Source organism: Sinorhizobium arboris LMG 14919, from assembly GCF_000427465.1.
Lineage (GTDB): Bacteria > Pseudomonadota > Alphaproteobacteria > Rhizobiales > Rhizobiaceae > Sinorhizobium > Sinorhizobium arboris.
Genome location: NZ_ATYB01000007.1, coordinates 85,786 through 105,968 on the forward strand (window position 1 = coordinate 85,786; position 20,183 = coordinate 105,968).

At 59.4% G+C, this 20,183-nt stretch carries 16 protein-coding genes; 11 read left to right on the top strand and 5 right to left on the bottom strand.

Annotation, left to right across the window (positions count from 1 at the left end; translation table 11 throughout):
- Nucleotides 1-3: 3 nt before the first annotated feature.
- The 4 genes from SINAR_RS0100555 (at nt 4) to SINAR_RS0100570 (ending at nt 3,339) form a co-directional block, all read left to right on the top strand.
- On the top strand, nt 4-1,047 hold the full coding sequence (locus tag SINAR_RS0100555) for an ABC transporter ATP-binding protein (RefSeq protein ID WP_027997219.1): 1,044 nt from the start codon (nt 4-6) through the stop codon (nt 1,045-1,047).
- A complete protein-coding gene (locus tag SINAR_RS0100560) occupies nt 1,047-2,042 on the top strand; it encodes a carbohydrate kinase family protein (RefSeq protein WP_027997220.1) in 996 nt (331 codons plus the stop codon). Before SINAR_RS0100555 ends, SINAR_RS0100560 begins: the two co-directional genes overlap by 1 nt.
- 111 nt (nt 2,043-2,153) lie before the next feature.
- Nucleotides 2,154-2,759: a hypothetical protein gene (locus SINAR_RS0100565; RefSeq protein ID WP_234710550.1), complete on the top strand. Its 606-nt coding sequence runs from the start codon at nt 2,154-2,156 to the stop codon at nt 2,757-2,759.
- On the top strand, nt 2,752-3,339 hold the full coding sequence (locus tag SINAR_RS0100570) for a hypothetical protein (protein ID WP_027997222.1): 588 nt from the start codon (nt 2,752-2,754) through the stop codon (nt 3,337-3,339). Before SINAR_RS0100565 ends, SINAR_RS0100570 begins: the two co-directional genes overlap by 8 nt.
- 554 nt (nt 3,340-3,893) lie before the next feature.
- Here SINAR_RS0100570 and SINAR_RS0100575 read toward each other — a convergent pair.
- From SINAR_RS0100575 to SINAR_RS0100585, 3 genes are read right to left on the bottom strand one after another with little or no spacing between them, the layout of a single operon-like run.
- Nucleotides 3,894-4,103 carry a hypothetical protein gene (locus SINAR_RS0100575; RefSeq protein ID WP_027997223.1) on the bottom strand — a complete coding sequence of 70 codons (210 nt, stop codon included), beginning with the start codon at nt 4,101-4,103 and terminating at the stop codon, nt 3,894-3,896.
- 6 nt (nt 4,104-4,109) lie between these two features.
- Complete coding sequence (locus SINAR_RS0100580; RefSeq protein ID WP_027997224.1) at nt 4,110-6,722, bottom strand: relaxase/mobilization nuclease domain-containing protein; 2,613 nt, start codon at nt 6,720-6,722, stop codon at nt 4,110-4,112.
- Nucleotides 6,723-6,725: 3 nt separating this feature from the next.
- Nucleotides 6,726-7,127 (bottom strand): plasmid mobilization protein, encoded by a 402-nt coding sequence (locus SINAR_RS0100585; RefSeq protein WP_027997225.1) that lies wholly within the window; start codon nt 7,125-7,127, stop codon nt 6,726-6,728.
- A 674-nt stretch (nt 7,128-7,801) separates the two neighbouring features.
- Here SINAR_RS0100585 and SINAR_RS0100590 point away from each other — a divergent pair.
- The 4 genes from SINAR_RS0100590 to SINAR_RS0100605 all read left to right on the top strand — a co-directional run bounded on the left by SINAR_RS0100590 (nt 7,802) and on the right by SINAR_RS0100605 (nt 10,054).
- Entirely contained in the window at nt 7,802-8,515 is a 714-nt protein-coding gene (locus SINAR_RS0100590; protein WP_027997226.1) for a ParA family protein, read from the top strand.
- Nucleotides 8,508-8,939 (top strand): hypothetical protein, encoded by a 432-nt coding sequence (locus SINAR_RS1000000137610; RefSeq protein WP_150823988.1) that lies wholly within the window; start codon nt 8,508-8,510, stop codon nt 8,937-8,939. The genes SINAR_RS0100590 and SINAR_RS1000000137610 overlap by 8 nt, the downstream gene beginning before the upstream one ends.
- Before the next feature lie 3 nt (nt 8,940-8,942).
- Complete coding sequence (locus tag SINAR_RS0100600; RefSeq protein WP_027997227.1) at nt 8,943-9,335, top strand: hypothetical protein; 393 nt, start codon at nt 8,943-8,945, stop codon at nt 9,333-9,335.
- A gap of 245 nt (nt 9,336-9,580) precedes the next feature.
- Nucleotides 9,581-10,054: a helix-turn-helix domain-containing protein gene (locus SINAR_RS0100605; protein ID WP_033056864.1), complete on the top strand. Its 474-nt coding sequence runs from the start codon at nt 9,581-9,583 to the stop codon at nt 10,052-10,054.
- Between the two features lie 783 nt (nt 10,055-10,837).
- Here SINAR_RS0100605 and SINAR_RS0100610 read toward each other — a convergent pair.
- Together SINAR_RS0100610 and SINAR_RS01000000132885 are read right to left on the bottom strand one after the other, a co-directional pair.
- A complete protein-coding gene (locus SINAR_RS0100610) occupies nt 10,838-11,479 on the bottom strand; it encodes a hypothetical protein (RefSeq protein WP_234710551.1) in 642 nt (213 codons plus the stop codon).
- 286 nt (nt 11,480-11,765) lie between these two features.
- Nucleotides 11,766-12,590 carry a BrxR family transcriptional regulator gene (locus SINAR_RS01000000132885; RefSeq protein WP_050577399.1) on the bottom strand — a complete coding sequence of 275 codons (825 nt, stop codon included), beginning with the start codon at nt 12,588-12,590 and terminating at the stop codon, nt 11,766-11,768.
- Between the two features lie 73 nt (nt 12,591-12,663).
- On the opposite strand from SINAR_RS01000000132885, the gene SINAR_RS0100620 reads away from it, so the two are divergent.
- The 3 genes from SINAR_RS0100620 (at nt 12,664) to SINAR_RS0100630 (ending at nt 20,182) form a co-directional block, all read left to right on the top strand.
- Entirely contained in the window at nt 12,664-13,812 is a 1,149-nt protein-coding gene (locus SINAR_RS0100620) for an exonuclease SbcCD subunit D (RefSeq protein WP_027997230.1), read from the top strand.
- Nucleotides 13,809-16,871 carry an AAA family ATPase gene (locus tag SINAR_RS0100625; protein ID WP_027997231.1) on the top strand — a complete coding sequence of 1,021 codons (3,063 nt, stop codon included), beginning with the start codon at nt 13,809-13,811 and terminating at the stop codon, nt 16,869-16,871. Before SINAR_RS0100620 ends, SINAR_RS0100625 begins: the two co-directional genes overlap by 4 nt.
- Nucleotides 16,872-17,035: 164 nt before the next feature.
- The gene (locus SINAR_RS0100630) at nt 17,036-20,182 is read left to right on the top strand and encodes an SNF2-related protein (protein ID WP_050577400.1); all 3,147 of its coding nucleotides are present in this window, start codon (nt 17,036-17,038) and stop codon (nt 20,180-20,182) included.
- The last annotated feature ends 1 nt before the right edge of the window (nt 20,183 follow it).

The following is a 20,183-nucleotide window of genomic DNA, read 5'->3' on the forward strand; positions in this document are numbered from 1 at the left end:
GCCATGGCTTCCATTCTGCTCAAGAACGTCGTCAAGAGCTTCGGCTCGTTCGTCGGCGTACAGGACATGAACCTCGACGTCGTCGATGAAGAATTTCTCGTCCTACTGGGTCCATCCGGTTGCGGGAAAACGACGACCATGCGGATGATTGCGGGACTTGAACACCCGACGGAGGGCGAGATTCGCATCGGCGGTGCGCTGATGAACGACATCGACGCCCGCGATCGGGATGTGGCTATGGTCTTTCAGGGATATGCCCTTTATCCGAACATGTCGATCTACGAGAACATACGATTCCCGTTGAGGATGCGTCAGGTGCCGAAGACAAAGCACGACGACCTCATCCGCCGCGCGGCGGAAATGGTCGAACTGGGTCCTTTCCTGGACCGCAAGCCCGGCGCGCTTTCCGGGGGACAACGGCAGCGCGCGGCGCTCGCGCGCGCAATCGTACGCCAGCCGCAGGTATTCCTGATGGACGAGCCCTTGTCCAATCTGGACGCGAAGCTGCGGGCCAGCATGCGTGTCCAAATCAAGCATATGCAACGGGAACTGAAGGTGACCACCGTTTACGTCACCCACGACCAGATCGAGGCGATGACGCTGGCTGATCGCATCGTGATCATGAACAAAGGCGTCATTCAGCAGATCGGGACCCCGGACGACATCTATTCGAACCCTGCCAACACCTTCGTGGCGGGCTTTATCGGTTCGCCGCCGATGAATCTCATCGCCGGCACCGCACAGAACGGCACCTTCTCAGCCGCGGGCGTGAAGATTCCCTGCCCTGCAAGTCTCTCCGGAAACATCACGCTTGGCATCCGTCCGGAGGACTGTCAGGTTGGCGGAGACAACCTTCAGGGGCAGGTCTACGGGGTGGAGCCGACGGGCGACATCACCTACCTCACGGTACGCACGGCGAACAAGAGCATCGAGATCAAGGCGGGGCGCGAATTCCGCGCGCCGATCGACAGCGCCATCACGGTGGGTTTCGATACAACTCGCCTCTATTTCTTCGGCGAAGACGGCAATCGAGTTGGGGTGAACTGATGTCGACGACATTCGATCTCAGCTGCGTGGGGTTTTACACCTTCGACGCTCTCTGCCGGCCCGTCACCAACATACCGCCGGGTGGCCAGACATATTTCGTGGAGGACTACACACTCGCGGTCTCGGGCGCGGCGGGATCTGCCGCCATCGTCGCCGCCAAATACGGCTTGCGCGTACAGGCGGTCGGAGGTGTCGGGTACGACGACATGGGCGATTGGGTCCGCATGAAGCTCGGCTCATACGGGGTGGACATACGTATGATGCAGCGCTGCGAGGGCTTTTCGACCTCTTCCTCGATCGTGACCACACGTCCGGACGGCACGCGTCCAGCACTGCACAAACGGGGCGCCACCGACTCATTCTACGTATCGGATTCCGACATCGACGGATTGCTGGACACGAAGATCCTGCACATCGGCGGAGTTGGCCTCATGAATCGCATGGATGATACTGGCAGGACGGCGGAACTGATGTCAGAGGCGCGCCGCCGGGGCGTGATTACCACTCTCGACGTATTCGCCTCAACGCCGGAAGACCTCCCGAAGGTGGAGGCCCTTCTTCCCTACACCAACTATTTCCTCCCATCCGAAGAGGAGGCCAAGGCGTTATCCGGATTGACGGAGAACCGCGACCTTGCCCATTTCCTGCTGAGTAGGGGTGCCGGGTGCGTTATCCTGACGCTTGGTGCCGATGGCGCCTATTACCTCGACCAGACGGGCCTGGAATTCCATTCTCCAGCCTTCCAGGTCGAGGTAAAATGTACGTGCGGATGTGGAGATTGCTTCAATGGCGGATTCGCCACCGGTCTCGTCAAGGGGCTCTCTCCCCACCACGCCGTCGAGCTCGGCCAAGCGTCTTCGGCGCTGAACGCGACCGGTCTCGGGAGCCAGGCGGGCGTTGCAAGTTACGAGGCGACGCGACGATTTATAGAGTCCACTCCGAGACGCGGAGGAGCTATGTTGGCGGAAGCTGGCGTAGCGAAAGCGACGCAATAGTGTCATGGGGGGTAGGTCATGGGCGTGCGGCCACAATTCGCTCCAGACGCAGCGCAACTGAAGGACGCGCTGCGTGGCTTGCGGTATGCTTTCTGGAGAGGGTGTGACGCCGTGCAGGGGACGGCGCCGACGAAGCTTCCTCCGCCTGCCTCGACGATAGCACTGACAGCGCTTCGGGAAATGGGGCTGCTCGCCCGTAGCGTCGACCATATGCTAAGCAGCGTCGTACACACGGTTTTCGGCGAAGTGACGCTTGGATCTCACAAGCTCCAGGACATGATGGTCCCTGGCGGAAAATCAGAGGAATTCTCCGCTGTATTCTACGAGACGATGAAAATCGTCCTTAGCCACCTGGGCGCCAGCAGGGCGCTTGTCAGCCAGAGCGCCGGGAGAAAAGCCTTTAGCCAGGTCACGTCGCGCGACGCGCCCGAGCAGTTCGCCGCACAACTAGCCCTCCAGCTTCTCAGGGAAGAGCCTATCCGGATCGATTATCTGGACGCCCATTCCCCCGTCTCAAAGGAAACTGTCGCGCAGGTCGCTGTCTTTTCCGTTCTGCTGTACCTGCTCTCTGACCGCGAGAGCGGAGACTACGCGAAGATGATCCAAGCCGCGACCGCTCTGGCAACCGCGCTGCAGGAGGAGATTTTGCAGGCCTTCCGGGCACAGAACGGAGCTGTGCTGTCTTCGCTCTTTGCGAGGTACGCGGCCCATGTTTGATCTTCGCCAGTTAATCTCAAATCTGCCACCGACGAACAAGCCCCTGCGGATCGCCGCCAGACAGCTCCACTGGTTCAGAACGGCGTTCGAGGCGCACGCTCAATTGTGCGGCGAGCTTATGGGATGTCGCTTTCAGCTCGACGAGTTGAAACTTGCGCGTGCCTTTGTCCGTTGGCTGAAAAACATAGAGCAACAAAGGCCCGCTCAGAAAACCGAACGCCGCGAGTTCTTCGATTTTGCTCCGTCGCTCATGCTGAGCGAACTCATTGCCGAGATGCCCCTTATTGCGACCGCGCCTCGGCAGCAGGTCGGGCCCGGACCTGCCGCCGAGTTTTGGCCCGAAGGCTATGTCGCCACGACGTTCTGCCTCACTGTCTACGCGGCGACAATCGATCAGGAATTCCACGCGGAGATCAAGATAGACCAGGTAATCGATGACCTGCGAAGCTGGTGGTCTTTCCGGGAGAATGCCAACGAGGACACAAGCTATGCGGCTGGTTTCTTCCAGAAGGTGCTTGGCAACGAGCCAAACTGGGCGATGCCGGCAAACTTTGCGGCCCGCCGCCACAATCCGGGGTGAAGAGGGGCTGATCGCAGAGCAAGGAGGCTGGTTGCAGAGTAGTCTTTCTGTTGGCGTACGGTCCGCGCCGGCCGACTCGCCGAAAACCGGAGGACCTTTTGACTGCAGCTGCGCCGACAAACGTTTTGCATCATCATGCCGCCGATGAGGCACCGGATCTCCTCGCCGACCCTTGCGCTTGCCGCTCACCCCGCTGACGGCTGTGTTGTTGAGCAACATCAGCCCTCGCGTTTGCCATGTAAACGCGGAAAAAACTGCCGTTCTTGTAAAGCAGAGCTTACGTCAATACCACGTCGCATCGGGCGCGTCGCGCATAGGCTCGGCACCCGGATTTGCGACTCCATGTCCGCTGTTGGGCCAAAAACACGTCTTCCGGCAATCGGCTTGGCGACGACCGCTTAGTCCGCATCTCGGCCGTTTGCGCTGGCCGCAGCGAGCGACCGCCTATCACCGACACGTAAAATCGTACTGCGGCCGCTACCGGGGCGGCTCTCCGATTGCACGGCCTGCGAAAGAGCAGCCTGACGGCGCCCATCTCGAAAAACAACTGAGTGTTAGAAGGGCCAGAACCCAGAGAGATAGGCCGCGGTCTCACTTAGCCCAGCCATCGCGTCACGATACCAGGCCATGAGGGATTCAAAGACTTCCTGGACAAAGGCTAGAAACATGCTGATAACGAAGATGAAGGCAATCCCCTTCCCCAGGCCATCCTCTTTGGTAGAGTCGGTTTGGATGACGTATTGTTGACGGTTATCGTTGAGCATTGCCTCTTAACGGTCCCGGTCGCCGCGGTCGCGTTCCCTCTGTTCGATCTGTTCGCGCTCCAGCTCCTCGAGACGAGGAATATGCTTTTGGGCGGGGTCTGTACGTGTCGTTTCTCCGCTGCGCTGCGCGGCCTCCTTATCCCGATTTAGATGATCTTGTAGGCGATTTGTAGCATCGACGGTGGACGCCAACGCGTAAGCTTCGCGCGTGTCGTTGTCGATCGGCCGCCGATCCGGCTCATCGCGAACTTCGCGCCGCTGGTCGGCAATAGCATCCACATTCGCCGGCTTCTTGTCCTCTTCGAAGTGATCAGGCGCTGCTTCGGGGTCAAACTTCCTCGCCATCTCGTCCAACTCGGCGTCGAAATCCCTTCCCGCCCACGGGTCTTCGATCCTAAACCTTGTATCGACTACGATTCCATGCGCCCTCAGCTGCTCCAATTGCGGTTCAACACTGTCGACGTGGGCTTCGTGCTCTTCTCTGGCGTGCGAAAGCGACGGTACGTATTCTTCCCCCGGCTCCTCGTCATAATCAGCTTCTACCCGCGACAGATCCAGAATATCGCCCGGTTTCCACTCGTCGAGCTGCGCATTCATCTCAGAGAGAAATCCGCGTTCGGCTTCCACTTCGTTTCGGGTCTCTTGCGACATGAAACGGGGCGAGGCCGGATCGCCGAAACGTTCATTGAGACGGTCGAGCCGCTCGCTTATGGTCGCCTGTACTGCCTTAACGATCTTTGCCTGATCCATTGCGCGCTGACCGTCCGCATCCCATTCGTCAGTCGCCGCTTCGCGCGGCACTTCCCCACTGTGCTCGGCCAGTGCTTCTTTACGCTGCTCGTAGAGCTCCACCAACTCACGCTTCTGGTTGACGAAATCTCGGGCGAGGCCGGCTACCTCGTCAAAGTCTGCCCGATCGTCTGCCGAGACCGACCGCTCCAACTTGAACAAGGCCGTCTCGACCTTCTTCTCGTAGGTCTCAAACTCTGCTCGTGACATTTCGCGCAATTCCTGACCCTCCGAAACCATCTCCTGCAATGTAGCCAAATTGATGCGGAAGGTCGATCCAAAATCCGCGCCAATGACAGTGCCGCTCGTTTCCGTCTGCGCTACCGAAACGCTTGATTCTAAATACTTGTGGTGCCGCGCGGCATAGGCCACGGTCTGACGATCACCACCCGCCAGAGCGACCTTCTGCCACGATTCCTGAACCTTTATGATGTACTGCCGGCTCCGATCGCTCTTCGCGACCGTGCGTCGGCCGCTACGCTTCGCGTCATATCGCGCCTGCGCAGCTTCGCTCGTCCCGACATGCTCAGTGCGGCCTTCCCGGCTCACCGGCCGGACCTGGGTGCGCGTGAATGCCGGCGGGCTGGCAAACTCGCGCCGGTCGGTCATTTCCATCTCAATGCCGTGCTCCCGCGCCTTCTCTGCCATGACGGATCGCCATTCGCGAAACACGGCAGGCGTCGTCTCGATGCGATCACCGGAATCCGATTTCATCGCCACGATGGCATGGGCATGCACATGCGGACGCTTTCCCCCCTCCCCCGCCTCTTTCGGATCGCTAGCCGGATCGTGCATGGCGAAGACATATCGATGGCCAGCAAACTGATGCGCCAGGAAGTCGCGAACCGCGGCTTCGAACGCGGCAACGTCGGTCCCGGCCCGAGCCGACATGATGACGTGCATCACGTCGCGGCTCTTGCGGCTGTGGAGCTCGCCGCGCCATTCTTTCTGCACCAGGTCTCCTGCGACCTTCTCATTCGCTATCAACTGGCCGCGATCGTCGCGAACGTCGTCATGCCGATCGACCAGCCCGCGCAAGCGACTGGCGCCGAACTCGACGCCATTTCCGTAGCCATGAAAGGAGAACTTCGCCGCAGCCTCGCCCGCGCCCGCGCTGGCGTCGTATCGGCCCTGGATGATGCCGGCCGCCTTAACGTCGCCCGTTAACCGCTCCCCCTGCCCGCTTCGCAATACGACAAGTCCCTGAACAGTCGCCGAGCCGCCGTCATTTTTCGCGATCGCATAGGCATAGCGCCGGTCGCCAAAGCCGCTTGTGAGCGTGCTTCTCACCTGCTCGTGCAATGCCTCGTCCGATGCAAAGCCGGACGCTGCGATTTCGACGGAAAAGCTCCCAATGTCGCGGCTTTCTGCGCGGTTCTGAAAAAGGTGGTCCCAATCGCCACGGATGCGCGACAATTCCTCCCGCCCCTCGAGGATCCTGCCGCTTTCATTCTCCACCTTCAGCTCGCCGCCACGGGACACATAATTCAGCATCGCACCGACCCGTGCACCGCCGCCGTACGACGCCATTTTAACGACTGCCGGCTGGCTTCCCCCTGCGATGGCCGCTAGCCGCGCCTCCATAGGTCGCGCGACCGATGTCGCCTGCGCGCGAGGAGCCCCCCTGCCCTTCGATGCCGATCCACGACCACCCGAAGCGCCGCCCGAGCCTCCGCCGCCGCCTTCAGCGCCGAGCTGAGCCAACTGCTTCAGGCGCTTTCGCATCTCTTCTTCGGCCGAAGCGCCGCGCCCGCCAGACGTCATTTCGTGCAGTAGCGCTGCGCGCCGCTGCTCCCATTCGCTGGTGAATGCGCCGAAGAAGATTTCCAAAGGCTACTTCTCCCCTCGACGCTGATAACCAGCTCGCCGCGTCAGAGCACGCAGCTCGCTCATCACGGCCGCTTGAACCCGCTGCACGTTCTCCAGGTTGATATCCAATTCGCTTGGGTGGACACCACGGCCGCTGTTGAGCGCCCTCGCAACCTGATTGAGGTTGATCCCGATCATCCGCATGTCTTCGAGCAGAGCCGCCATGACCAGGCGGTCATCGCCGGTCAGGATCGGCCGAACCCCCGCCCCCTCCAGAAGCAGCGACCGGAAAAAGCTGGACAGCGTCATACCGGCATCCTCGGCAGCCTTCTCGATCGCCGCATGTTCGTCACCCGTGACGCGGACATGCACAGTGCGATCTTTCTTCGTCGGCTCGAGAAGAGCGTTGAATTTCCCCTCATCCATTTGGCCGTTGGCCCCCTACTGGCGCTTGCGACAGATGATCGAGGGCTCGTCCCTCGATTGCAGGAAAATGGCGTAGCACATTTTTCCGTATCCTGCCTCTCCAAATTGTAAGGGGAAATTCAACTAAGCAACTCCGAGCTGCCCTCGCTACGCTCGTCCTTTTGTCCTTCCGGACCGGGCCTCCGCCCCGGTCGTTTAATGAGGGAACGCTCACCAGGAAGGCCTTTGTCTGCCCCTCGTACTCAGCCGCAAGGGACGCTCCGCTCTTCGCCCTTGCGGCTTCCGTGCGAGCGTCAAAGCCGGCCTTACGCGGCTCCGGGGTTCACTGATCGGGCGGAGCGTTTAGGTTGGCGCCGCACCGAACGCCGTCGAATGAAGCAGACCGGCAGTCACATGCGAATGTCATGTTATATTTCACACGAGTTAGCAGCACGACCTTTTCACATCATGTGTTTATGTGGCCACTGCGAAATGCTTTCTCATCGTGTGGAAAATTGTTCCCATCATTCAGGCATGGTTTAGTTGATTCGATTGACTACACGGTGCGGTGGTGCAATGGTTCCTCATCGTATGAGCAATTGTTCGCATCGTGTGCACGTGCGAAGTGGAACCTCCGTCCAAGTACACGGCGAACTGCCCGAATGACTTTCGGCCATCAGAGGGAGTTGCGACGCTTGCCACTTTTTATTTCTGCCGTGAGCGGCAAGGGTGGGGCTGGGAAGACAACAGCGGTAATCTTGATCGGCGGGGAGTATGCGCTTCAGGGAAAGCGCGTGCTTCTCATCGACGCAGACGGCCGCCAAAATCTGCAGGAATGGTGGAAGCGCTGTGACGCAAAGGACAACCTTCCGGACAATATCGAGCTTATAACCGCTGCCCGTCAGACGACCATTCAGCAGCTCCTGGAAAACGAGGCGAGCAAGTTCGATGTCGTTTTGATGGACTCCCCCGGGCAAGACACGGTTCTAAGAGACACGATCATCGCTGGATCCGATATTGTGCTCACGCCGATCCAGCCGAACCAGGACGAGATCAAGGCTGCGGGACAGGCCGCGGCCGCCACAGCCGATATTTCCGACAAGGTAGGACGGGAAATTCCTCACGCCAACTTCGTCACTAGGATCACCATGCCGGCGAAACTGCTGGAAGCCTATCGCCTGATCAGGCCGTTCGTGCAGAACCTGCAGGAAGGGGGCTACGACTCCTATCTGCTCCAAACGGAGCTTATGGAGCGAAATTGCTACCGCGAAATTCGAAACGGCTATGGCACCGTGCAAATGCTCGATCTCACACAGTCGGTGAAAAAAGCGAGGGCGGAAGTTATGAGCTTGGTTCGGGACATCGAAGCGCTTTTGGCAGGCAAGAAAGAGGTAGCAGCGAATGGCTAAGGGTCAAACGACCGTTTCCGACTTTGCAGTCGCGCCGCGTCGCAGCCGCTCACTGGAGCAAGCTGCGACACCGACGAACTCTGCAATGAACCCGGCTGAGCCGTCGACAGAAACCAGGAATGCAGATCAGCCTCAAGAGCCTGTACCGGTCGGCACTGAGGCTGGTCAGCCCGGTCTGATCGCCCCGACAGAAGAAGCTCGGCGCGAACGGGCCACCACCAGAGCATTGCAGCGAGAGGATTCGAGAGTTCGCTTGCGCGACCTGAAGAGGGCGCGCGATCGGGAATCCAAACACTACGTCAATTGCCCGCTGGATTACGACACGAAGATGCGGCTGCAAAAGGCCGCCATTGAGAACGACGTGAAGATGACGGTCATCATGAAGGCGGCGATCGATCAGTTCCTCAAAGATAACGGCTATTGACCGATGATAGGCCGCGGGTTCCTCCTTGGCGTGGCCGTCGGCTGCGTCCTCGGCGTGTATATTGCTCCCCATCTCGGCCTCTCGACCATCGGTATGGGAAGCTTTTCAGAAAGCAACTTGCCTCAATTGAATATTCTGAGAGCCGTACCCGAAAAGGCTACGTGGCCGACAGACGATCAGGCCAAAGTCCAGCTCTTCGGACTATCCAAATGGGATATAAGTAAGCATGGCAACGGATCAAAAGTGATCATCAATCGTTGCATCCGAATTGCCGGTACCGAGATCGCTTGCGAGCTTGCCGCGCACTTCAAGTGGATCGAGGGCGAGACGCGAATTGAGGCGGTTTTTCATGGGAAAGACGGCGACTGGACGATGATAGCGGCAAAGAATCGGTGATTGCTTTTCTCGTCTGCTTCACCATTGTAATTGTCGGATTGTTGCCCGAATGCTCGGGCGCGAGCTGAAGCATTTCGCTTCGCAGACCCAAAGCAATGGCGATCGGAATCCCCCCAAATAGGTAGGGAAATCGCTATGACGCTTCTCAGGCCTCTGTGCGAAATTGCTTCACTGGTGCATGCTGACCGCTGAGGGGCGGTATAAATAAAGAAGGGTAAAGGTCGGTGACTGATGCAAAGAGCTTGATGCGTGCACGAGGTCTGGTTGAAACAACCGATCCGGAGTTTCCTAGGCCTGTCTTTCGCCAACCTGGGTTCGACGGCATTCTTACCGCAAAGGAAATGGACGAGAAGATCTCGGCCTGGCTCAAACATACACGCGAGGCCAAGGGTATCTCCCGCGCCGATGCAGCGCATTTGCTCGGACTGTCGGTAACTGTTTACGGCAGGTACGAGCGGTCAGAAAGTCGAATGACCGTCCCCCGCCTGATTCATCTCTGTGAGATCATGGGCTTTGTGCCCCTCGATATGCTCTTCGACACAGCGCCGCACTTGTGGGGCAAGACGCCAGAAGAAGCCGAGGAGCGCCGAACTCTGACGCGGCTTATCGAACGCCTGCCGCCCGAGACTATGCGCGATTTGATTCGGCTTCTGAAGCGCATGACCCCAGGCGAACAGTCGCCGGAAGCGGCTGCCTCCAGCATGAGCGAAAGCGGTTAAGCGGCCCGTCCTTCAAAATCAGTGGCCCGTGCAGCTAGGAAGAAAAACGGCAGCCGCCCCACTCCCGTTTACCACAGGCTCCGGCCTTCTCTTCGGCGCAATGTGAAAGCGCGTTCAGGCCTCCGCCTGCTTCGCTCCGCCCAAGGGCGGAGTGGAAAACGGAAGCGGCCCCGGAACTTTTCTGTTCAGGCGCCCCTCACAGGCGCCTGCTTGTCCAAAATGCCGGTGCCAAGAACCAACATCACAATGCATTCAGCACAACATTCGCAGACAGAATGACCATCCGAAATTCGTGCGTTGTTGCAATGCTGCCAGCTCACTCAAGAGACTCTGTGGCCCCAATTCCGCAAGGAAATCAAAATGAAGAACAAAGGACGTCAAAAACTGTCGATAATTAACGCTCACGCCACCTTCCTTCCGACCGAAATACCTGTTGATTACATGGACGGATTACAGTTGGTGACATGCTGCCGATTAATATTAGGGTTCTCTTGTGGAGTTATCGCTTGAGTGCCTCAAGAAGTCTATTTAGGCATCAGTCCGGCCGATCGAAGTGCATCCTCGATGACTTTCCGGATTTTACCAAATCGGGTTCATTTTAGGGGCTACCGCCCATCATCCAATATCGAACCTCCCATACGGGATTGATCTAAAAAAACGGCTGAGGCGCCACTGTCGCGGAATTCTCGCTGAACAGTGACTTTTGCCATCCTGCCGAAAATGACGGCGTGTTTTTAAGCGAAAACGGCAAAATCGTCCGGCTTGGAAGGATCCTGCCCATGCCTAGTTCAGTCGCGTGGCCATGCCCCAACTTCGCACAGGCCACGCATTCGCCCGCTCTGCATCCTCGACGGTAAAGTGGAACTCTTTGAAACGCTGCGCTTCCAGGAGACGCAGCAGGTCCGAAAACTGCCCCCGCGTCACGTTTAGGGATAGGCTCAGCGACGGGGGGCCCGCGTTTGCGAATAGCGATCCGGCATCCGTGTATTCGGTCTTCATGGGCGTCGGGGTCATAATCATTACAATACCGGGCCAGCGGAACTTCGGGCTCGGCATCAGCAAGGATGCAGGGATTACCATATAGGAGAACTCCACACTCTGACGCGGGGGCCCAGGCTGCACGACCTGCCCCAGGTTGACGCTGCCGCCGCCATAGATTTCGCCCTTCCACTCACCCGGCACCACGGGTGGCAACTTGAATTCATCCTTCCCTCGCGTGCGTCGTGCCATATCTTCCTCCGGCATGGCTGGACGAACAGAAGCCTTCAAGATCTGCCGGTCCAGGAACGGTGAAGCTTCGGTTGAGCCGCTGGCGGTGCGCACATCAAAAATGAACGCCAAACGTTCACCGACCGACGCCAATGATTGCTTCCCTTTATGCGCGCCGGAAGGAGGGTCTCGGAGAATGTCGGTCTGCTTGGCCATAGTGCAGGCGGCTGGTCGTGGCGAGCGCTTGATGCGACGGCACGACATGCCTGTCAGCGACAAACGGGTTTGTCAATGACCCCGGGACGCAGATATCCTCCCGGGATATTTGAATTCCTGCAAGGGTGCGTTGGGCCACACCGATTCTTCTTCAAGGTTGCGGCATGTAGCTGTTTTTGGCAGTTCTTTGTGCGCGAGGTCCGCAGCGCACCTTTACGACTTGATAGGTGGGGTTGCCACCAGGAGGGCAGCAGGCGCGTGGTGGCGGCGGTGCCGCAAAGCCCAGCTATGGTTCCGAGGCAGTATCGTGAGCAGGGCCGGCCTCGATGTATTCAGTGCCTACGCGCTCGAGTCTTGCTCCATCTCTATCAAGATTCCAGCGGCGGTCGGCGTAAAACTCAATGGCCTTGCGCATTTCGACTACGAGCATGTCGCCGTCAAACGCGTATTCACGACGGACAGCGGCAGCTTGCTCCTCTGAAAGGTTGCGGTGGGGGCGCAGAGTGATGCGGGCGATTGTGTGCCAGTCGCGGTCAAACGGCAGTTTCTCTTCCAGCGGCCTTGTCATGAGGCTGCTTCCAGGCGCAATCCGTTCGGGAACATAGTCGCGGTATTCGCCATGCTTGAAGCTATAGGCGCGCACATGAATGCGCGAGCCATCGGAGGCAAAGCGCGTCGGCGCGATCCATTGGGGCGTCTGATCGCCGGATGTCATGGATATGTATTGTACTTCGACGGCCTGCCGGCTTTCGATTGCCCGGCTTAGCAGAGCGAGGATCGCCGGATCGCTCCGCCGGGTCAGCGAGGGAAGCTCGTCGAAGCGATCAGAGTCGCTTGCCCGCAGCACTCGCTCCCATTCCCCCAATGAGGATTCGGGGGCGATGGGACGATGCTTCTCCTGCGCAATATAGACCTTTTTGGCGGCGTCGTAGCGCGGCGCGCCCTCTCGGGCCTCGGTTAGATAGGCCTTGAAGTCCAGAGCCGCCTGCGCCGTCGAAACCCCGAAACGATCCATCAGGTCGCGACGGTTTGCCGTGCCGCGCCAGGTGAAGCACTGATCCAGAAAGACCAGCCGCTCGCGCTGCGGATGCTTGAGAGATTCCAGGCTCATAACAAAGGGCTTGACTCCGATCGAGATATACGTCTAGTTTTTATACATATATTTTTTAGATGGATCAATAGTCATGAAAATTTTACACACAGGGGACTGGCATCTGGGGCGTCAGTTTTATGGGCAATCGCTCGAAGTCGACCATGACTCCATCCTGGATCAGGTGCTGGGGGCGGTAAGGACGTGTTCGCCCGATGTGCTGGTTATCGCAGGGGACATATTCGATCGCGCCTCGCCGCCCGCCACAGCGGTTCGCCAGTTCAATAGCTTCATCCGGACGGTTCACGCCGATTGCGAAACTTCGATTGTCCTGATCGCCGGCAACCACGATTCCGGTGACAGAATCGCTTCCTACGCCTCCCTTGCCGATCCGAAGCGACTGCTGATACGCGGCCCTCTTTCGCCCGAGGAGCGCCCCTTGATCCTCGAAGATGAATACGGGCCTGTCGCGTTTTCGGGTCTACCGTTCGGCAATGAGTTCTCGGCGCGGGAGTGCTACGGGAACGGCTCAATTTCATGTCCCGCCGACGTTGTCTCCGCGCAGGTGGCATGCGCCCGCGCTCATGTGCCGGGCAATGCCCGCTGGGTTATCGCGGCCCACGTCTTTGTCGCCAACGCGACCCCAAGCGAGAGCGAGCGCTCGCTGCAAATTGGCGGCATCGAGACCGTCCCATCCAGCGTCTTCGACGGCGCGCACTATGTCGCGCTGGGCCATCTGCACCGGCCGCAGAGCGCCGGCGGCGAACATATCCGGTATAGTGGCTCGCCGCTGGCTTTCGGCTTTGATGAAGCAGGTAGCAGCAAGTCGCTTACCATGGTCGATCTTGCCGCCGATGGGTCGGTGACCCTTCAGCAACTGCCGATCAATCCGCCGCGAGCCGTTCGCGTCCTGAAAGGGGAGTTCGCGGAACTCCTGGACATTGGCAGCCGCGAGCCGTCGGAGGATTTCATCAAGCTCGTGCTGACCGACAAGAAGCTCCTCATCGACCCGATGGGCAGGATCAGGGAGCACTATCCCAACGCGCTTGCGCTCACCTACGAGCGTGACGAGAGCGCGGAACCGATTTTATTGCGCGGCAGCTCCCAGGCCAGGCTCGACGATCCGGTCGCCGTGGTCGGCGAGTTTCTGAGCCAGGTGCGCGGCGAAGACGGGACGGATGACGAAATGGCGTTGGTAAGCTCCGCACTGGAGCAACTGAATAGCGTGGAGGAGCGGGCATGAGACCGATACGGCTTACACTTCGGGCCTTCGGCCCTTACGCGGGCGAGCAGGTTGTCGATTTCAGGGACGCCCTCGGCGCCGGCCTCTTCGGCATCTATGGCCCGACCGGATCGGGGAAGTCATCGATATTCAGCGCGATTTCGTTCGCATTGTTCGGTGAGCCCGCCCGGGACGACCAGGATGCATCGACTTTGAGGTCGGATCACGCGGATCCCAATTGCCTCACGGAAGTCGAGCTCATCTTCGAGCTCGGCGCCACGAAGTATCTCGTGCGGCGCAGGCCGGAACAGATGCGGCCAGCCCAGCGCGGCGGCAAGGAGACAAGGGAGGCGCATTGCGCCTGGCTTTTCGATGTCACCGGCATCCCCCTTGATGAAATCACTTCCGAAAACCAAGGCATCCCGATCGTGGAGAAGAAAGTCTCCGAAGTGCGTGAAGAGCTTGAGCGAAGGCTTGGTTACGGGAAGGAGCAGTTCCGCCAGATCGTGCTTCTGCCCCAGGGACGATTTGAGAAGTTTCTGGCGGCGAATACCAACGACCGCCTCGCGATTCTTCGCGACCTTTTCGATGTATCGCTCTACAAGCGGCTGACCCAGAAAATGAAGGACGAGGCGAAGGCCGCCGAGGAAAAGATCAGGGCCGACCGCCGGGCCTGCGAAAGCAGGCTGGAGCAGGAAGGTTTCGCGACGCTCGAAGACCTTTCGGCGGGTGCGCAGCAGGCGCAGGAGGAGCAGAAAATCGAGGCTGCTGCGGCGGAGGCGGCAAAGAGCAATGCGGCGCTGGCCGAGCAGAAATTAGCGGCAGCTCATGAAGTAGAGAAGGCCTTTGCCGAGAACGAAGCAGCGGCGCAAGCGCTGGCATCGATGGAGGCCAAAAGCAAGGAAATCGAAAAGGACAAGACTGTCCTCGGCGGGGCGCTCGTGGCCAGGAGTTTGAGCGATGTCGATGCCGTCATGCAGCGCGCGCGCACCGATCTGTCCGCAGCAAGCGCGACATGCACGAAGGCGCAGGCCGCGCGCACGGCGGCAGAAGACGCCTTGGGGAAAGCGGCCGCAGCGCTGGCGGCGGAACAGGCAAAACGCGGCGAGTCCGAAACCATGCGGGAGCAAGGCGCGGCCCTGAAGCGTCATCGCGAGACGCTGAGTCACGCTGACAAGAAGAAGACAGCGAAGGAGGAAGCAGCGGCTATCGAGCGCGACGCGGCAGCGGCCTTCGAAATCGCGCAGAATAACCATAGCGCGCTGGTTCGCGAACAAGCCGACACAGCAGCGCGGATCAAGACGGCGGAAACGGTGGCCGGGCAGCGGGCGACCCTGTCGGCTGCGGCCCAGGAGCTGAAATCAAAGCTCGACGCGGCGCTCAATTACGATCGAGCGCTCAAGGCGGTCAACGATGCGCGGGGTCACGTTGCCGACGCGCGCGAGGATCACGAGAAGAATTGCCGGGCGCAGGAAGCTGCGCAGCGCAACTTTGACGAGGCAGAGGCGGCGCTCGCGGGAGCGCAGGCGCAGCATCTTGCCGAAAAGCTACGGCCTGGAGAGGCATGTCCTGTCTGCGGTTCGCATGAACACCCTGCGCCTGCCCACGGCCAAGCGGAAAGTGCGGGGCGCGACGATGCTTTTACGGCGGCCCGCAAGGCGCTTGATGGCGCCCGCAATGCAAGCGCTGCCAGTGGCCAGACCCTTGCGGCGAAAGAGGCGACGCTTTCGGAACGACAGTCTCATCTTGCGGCACTGGTGAAGCCGGAAAACACTGTCGCCGAACTTCAGGAGCACAGCGCCAAGGTTCACAACGATATTGAAACTCTCGGCCCTGCGATCGATCTCGAAGCATTGCGTGGCGCATTGGAGAGGGTCGAAGGCAGGTTGCCGGAAGCGGGCGCAGCCGTAGAGAGCGCGCGCACAAGCCGCGATCAGGCAATAACAGGGCATGCCCTCGCCGCCCAGGCGCTGGAGGATGTCCTCGCGTCAGTTCCCGAAAACCTCAGGACGACGGATGCGCTTGAGGCCGCGATTACCGCTGCCGATGAAGAGATCAGGAAGCGCGATCTTGCTTTTGAGCAGGCGGTCAAGTCCGAGCGCGACGCCAGTGAGATGCAGATCGCCGCGCTCAAGGACGAGCAAAGCGCGGCGAATGCCCGCGACGCTGCGCTCGCCAAGCTGCAAGAGGCGGAAGAGAGTTTCGGCGGCCGCCTGGCCGCGAACGGGCTCACCCAGGAGCAATACGAAGCCCACAAGGCAAATATCGACCGCATTGAGGAGTTGCAGGCTTCTATCGAGCGCTTTGGACAAGATCTCCATGCCGCTCGCGACAGGGCCGCCCGTGCCGGCACCAATGTCGAAGGAAAGGATCGTCCTGATGTTGCCGGGCTTAGCGCCGCAGCCGAAGAAGCTACGCAGGTCAGGGATGGGGCCTTTCGGCGGGAAGCTTCCGCAGTTGCTCGCGCGGAATCTCTGGTAAAGCTTGCCGAAAGCATTGCCGGTGCATTGAGTGGCATCAAGAAGGCCGAGGACGCCTATGCACCGCTCGCGGCGGTCGCCCATGCGTTCAGCGGCAAGAACAACGCGAACATGGAGCTGGAGGCTTTCGCGATCGCCGCCATGTTCGATCTTGTGCTCGCTTCGGCAAACGCAAGGTTCAAACCGATGAGTGGGGGCCGGTACAGCCTGGAGCGCGAACGTGACGTTTCCAAGGGCGCCGGCAAGAAGGGCCTCGATATGGTGGTGCATGACGTGCATACCGGGCGTACTCGCGCAACCGCGACCCTTTCGGGGGGCGAGACGTTTATGGCGGCGCTGGCACTGGCCCTTGGCCTCTCCGACGTGGTGGAGAGCGTGAACGGGGGCGTTCATCTCGATACGATCTTTATCGACGAGGGTTTCGGAACGCTCGATACGGAGACGCTGGATCAGGCGCTTCAGACCCTTCAGGACGTTGTCGGCGAGAGCCGGGCCGTCGGGCTCATCTCGCACGTTGATCTTGTCCAGCAGGCAATTCCGTTAGGATTCCAGATCAGCAAGACGACGGGCGGCAGCCATATCAGCCAACGTCTTTCGTAGCTAAACAAGGGGTTGCGATAAAATGATCGCGGGCTAACATCGTCGGGCCTGGGCGAGGGATTTTATAAGTCGAAGCTGAAATATAAATGAGTAGAAATGTGGAAATGCCCACATGGATATTGTAGTTACTTTAGTGGTTCGTGAAATACTGTGCGGGGGGCACTATGACGGGCGCAATACAGGAAGAAGAGCCGGCCGGCTGGAACCCGGAAGCGAGCGGAACGCGCGTTCGGCTCCGCGATAATCCGGGCAGGCAGGGAACGACGACCGGAAGGGTCAAGAAGGCAGGCACTTTCCTGTTGGTCGAAGTGGATTTCGGCCCGAACGAAAAGCAATACAAGCGCTACGAGCTGCTGGAGCCCATCGCGGAGGAGGTGCAGATTTTTGATCTGCTTGAGGGCGGTTCATTCGGCGGTCCCAGCGACCTCAGGCGGGTTTTGACCTTTGAGAAGATCAAAGGTGAATTGACCAACGTCTTCTATTCGATGGAAGCCAGCAACACGGACTTCTATCCGCACCAGTTCAAACCGGTCATGCGGTTTATCGAATCCCCGATCGGCCGGATGCTGATCGCCGACGAAGTCGGTCTCGGGAAAACCATTGAAGCAACGTATATCTGGAAGGAAATCCAGGCCCGTCATTCAGCCAGGCGGCTGTTGATCATCTGTCCTGCCATGTTGCGCGAGAAGTGGCGCGAGGATCTGCGCAAGCGTTTCAACATAACCGGCGAAATCGTTTCCGCGAGCACGCTTTATGAACGGGTCAAGGACATCGCCAGCTACAGGAGCGCGGAGTCTTTTGTCTACATCACCAGCCTGGAAGGATTGCGTCCCCCCGCGAATTACGACGATGAGAATGTCGGCGGCGTCAGGGCGCAATTCGCCCGCATACTCGACCAGAATACGGCCAGTGAGGAGTTTGCCCTCTTCGACCACGTCGTCATCGACGAGGCCCACTATCTCAGGAACCCCTCGACCGCCAACAACCGGCTTGCCCGCCTCCTAAGAGAGGCATCGCATCACCTTGTGCTGCTGACCGCAACGCCGATCCAGATTGGCAGCGACAATCTTTACCAGCTTTTGCGCCTAATCGACCCCGATCAGTTCTACGATTCATTCCTCTTTGGGGAAATGCTTTCAGCGAACTCCTGCATAGTGCGCGCGCAAAGGGCGTTATGGCAGCAGCCGGCCGATATTCCCGCAGCGCTGAAGGCGATTTCCGAGGCGGAGAAGTCCGACTATTTCAAGAATGACGCCGTCCTTGCCCGCATCAAGGAACATCTTCGCGATGACGCCACCGATGCCGAAAGGCGCGTAGAGATTCTCCGGCTTCTGGAATCGCGCTCGCTTCTTTCCCAATACATGACCCGAAGCAGGAAGCGCGAAGTTCTGGAGCGGCGCGTCGAGCGGGCGCCTCAGGTTCTCAGCGTCAGGTTCAGTGCGGACGAAAAGCAGCTCTATGACCATGTTACCAGCCGCTTGCGCGATGAAGCGGCGGGCAAAACCGGCGTGTCGCTATTTTCGCTCATCGCTCGTCAGAGACAGATGGCGAGTTCGATTGTCGGCGCGCTCGAAAGCTGGGGCGACAAGGGCCTTATTGAAGAGCTTCTGTGGGAAGACTTCGGGATTTCGCCGCAGCTCCGTTTAGAGCCGCAGGGCAATAAAGATGGCGACGATGCTGTCGATGTCGCCCCGCCCGACATGGGCTTCAAGCACGAGCTTGGCGCGCTGGAAAAAGGCGATGAAAAATATCGCGCGCTCCAGCAGTTTCTTGCGAATGAGCTGAAACGGAATCCGCGCGAGAAATTCGTCATCTTTGCCTTCTATCGCGGCACCCTCAAATACCTCGCGCGCCGTTTGAAGGCCGACGGGATCAATGCGGCGCTGATCATGGGGGATATGGGTAAAGACAAGGACGATCTGATCCGGGCCTTCGCCCGATCGGACGGGCCGTCAGTCCTGCTCTCTTCCGAAGTCGGAAGCGAGGGTATCGACCTTCAATTCTGCCGCTTTATCGTGAACTACGATCTTCCCTGGAATCCCATGAGGGTGGAGCAGCGGATCGGCCGTCTCGACCGATTGGGGCAAAAAGCGGAACGCATCTCGATCATCAATATGGTCGTCGAGAACACCATCGAAGACCGCATCCTGATGAGGCTGTATGATCGCATCAACGTGTTCCGCGAGAGCATCGGCGATCTCGAAGACATTCTCGGGGAAGTGACCGAGCAGCTGCTCGTCAACCTGCTCGATCCGACCCTGACGGACGAGGAGCGCGAGCGAAAATCCGTTGAGGCGGAGCTGGCAATCTGCAACACGCAGCGGGAGCAGCAGCGCCTCGAGGAAGAGGCGGTCAACCTTGTCGGCTTTTCCGACTACATCCTCGACCATATCAGCGATAGCCGTGAAAAGGGCAGATGGCTCAGTGCAAGCGAGCTCCAGTCCCTCGTGGAGGATTTCTTCGCGCGCAATTTCCCCGGCACCAAATTCGAGGCCGTCACGGGCGCGGAGTATGCCTCGCGCATCACTCTTTCGGAGGAAGCGCGGCGCTCCCTGGGTTACTTCATATCGGAGGCGCGGCCATCGACGAGGACGCAGCTTCATCGAAGCGGCAGACCGCTCCTGTGCATTTTCGACCCGCGCCGCGTCGAGGAGGTTTCGAGCGAAGCGGAGTTCATCGAGCCAAGCCATCCCCTCATACAGTGGATACGCTTCAGCTACGAGGACGACCAACGCCAGCTCCATCGCGTCACCGCGATCAAAGTCCCGGCGCATGAGGCCTGCGTACCTCCAGGGGACTATGTATTCAGCGCCCACCGTTGGTCATTCAACGGCCTGAAATCCGATCAGTCGCTTGCCGTCAGGGTGAAGCCGCTGGGAAGCGACCGTACGTTGGGGGCCTCGGAGGCCGAGGCGCTGATTACCGCTGCCTCGCGCGTGGGTGAGAAGCTGCCGAACGCGGTCAACGTGCTTCCGGACATCGAGATCATCTGCGAGGCCGCCGTGACATGCGAAGAAGCGCTGGGCGACGCCTTTTCGGAGCGCCTTTCCGATTTTGAGGCGGAGAACACGGTGCGCTGCGATCAGCAGCGTACCAGCGCCGAAAAGCTCGCGAGCCGCCGCATCGAAGGCTTGAAGGCCCGCGTCGCCCGGTTTCGCGCGGAAGGGAATCTGCGCCCCGTTGCGATGACGGAAGGTCTCATCAGGAAAGAGGAGGAGCAGTTGAAGACCAAGCTTGATCGCGTTTTACGGCGGCAACAGGTCGATCCGACCATGATCCCGCTTGCGGCTGGCGTGGTGAGGGTTGTCTGAC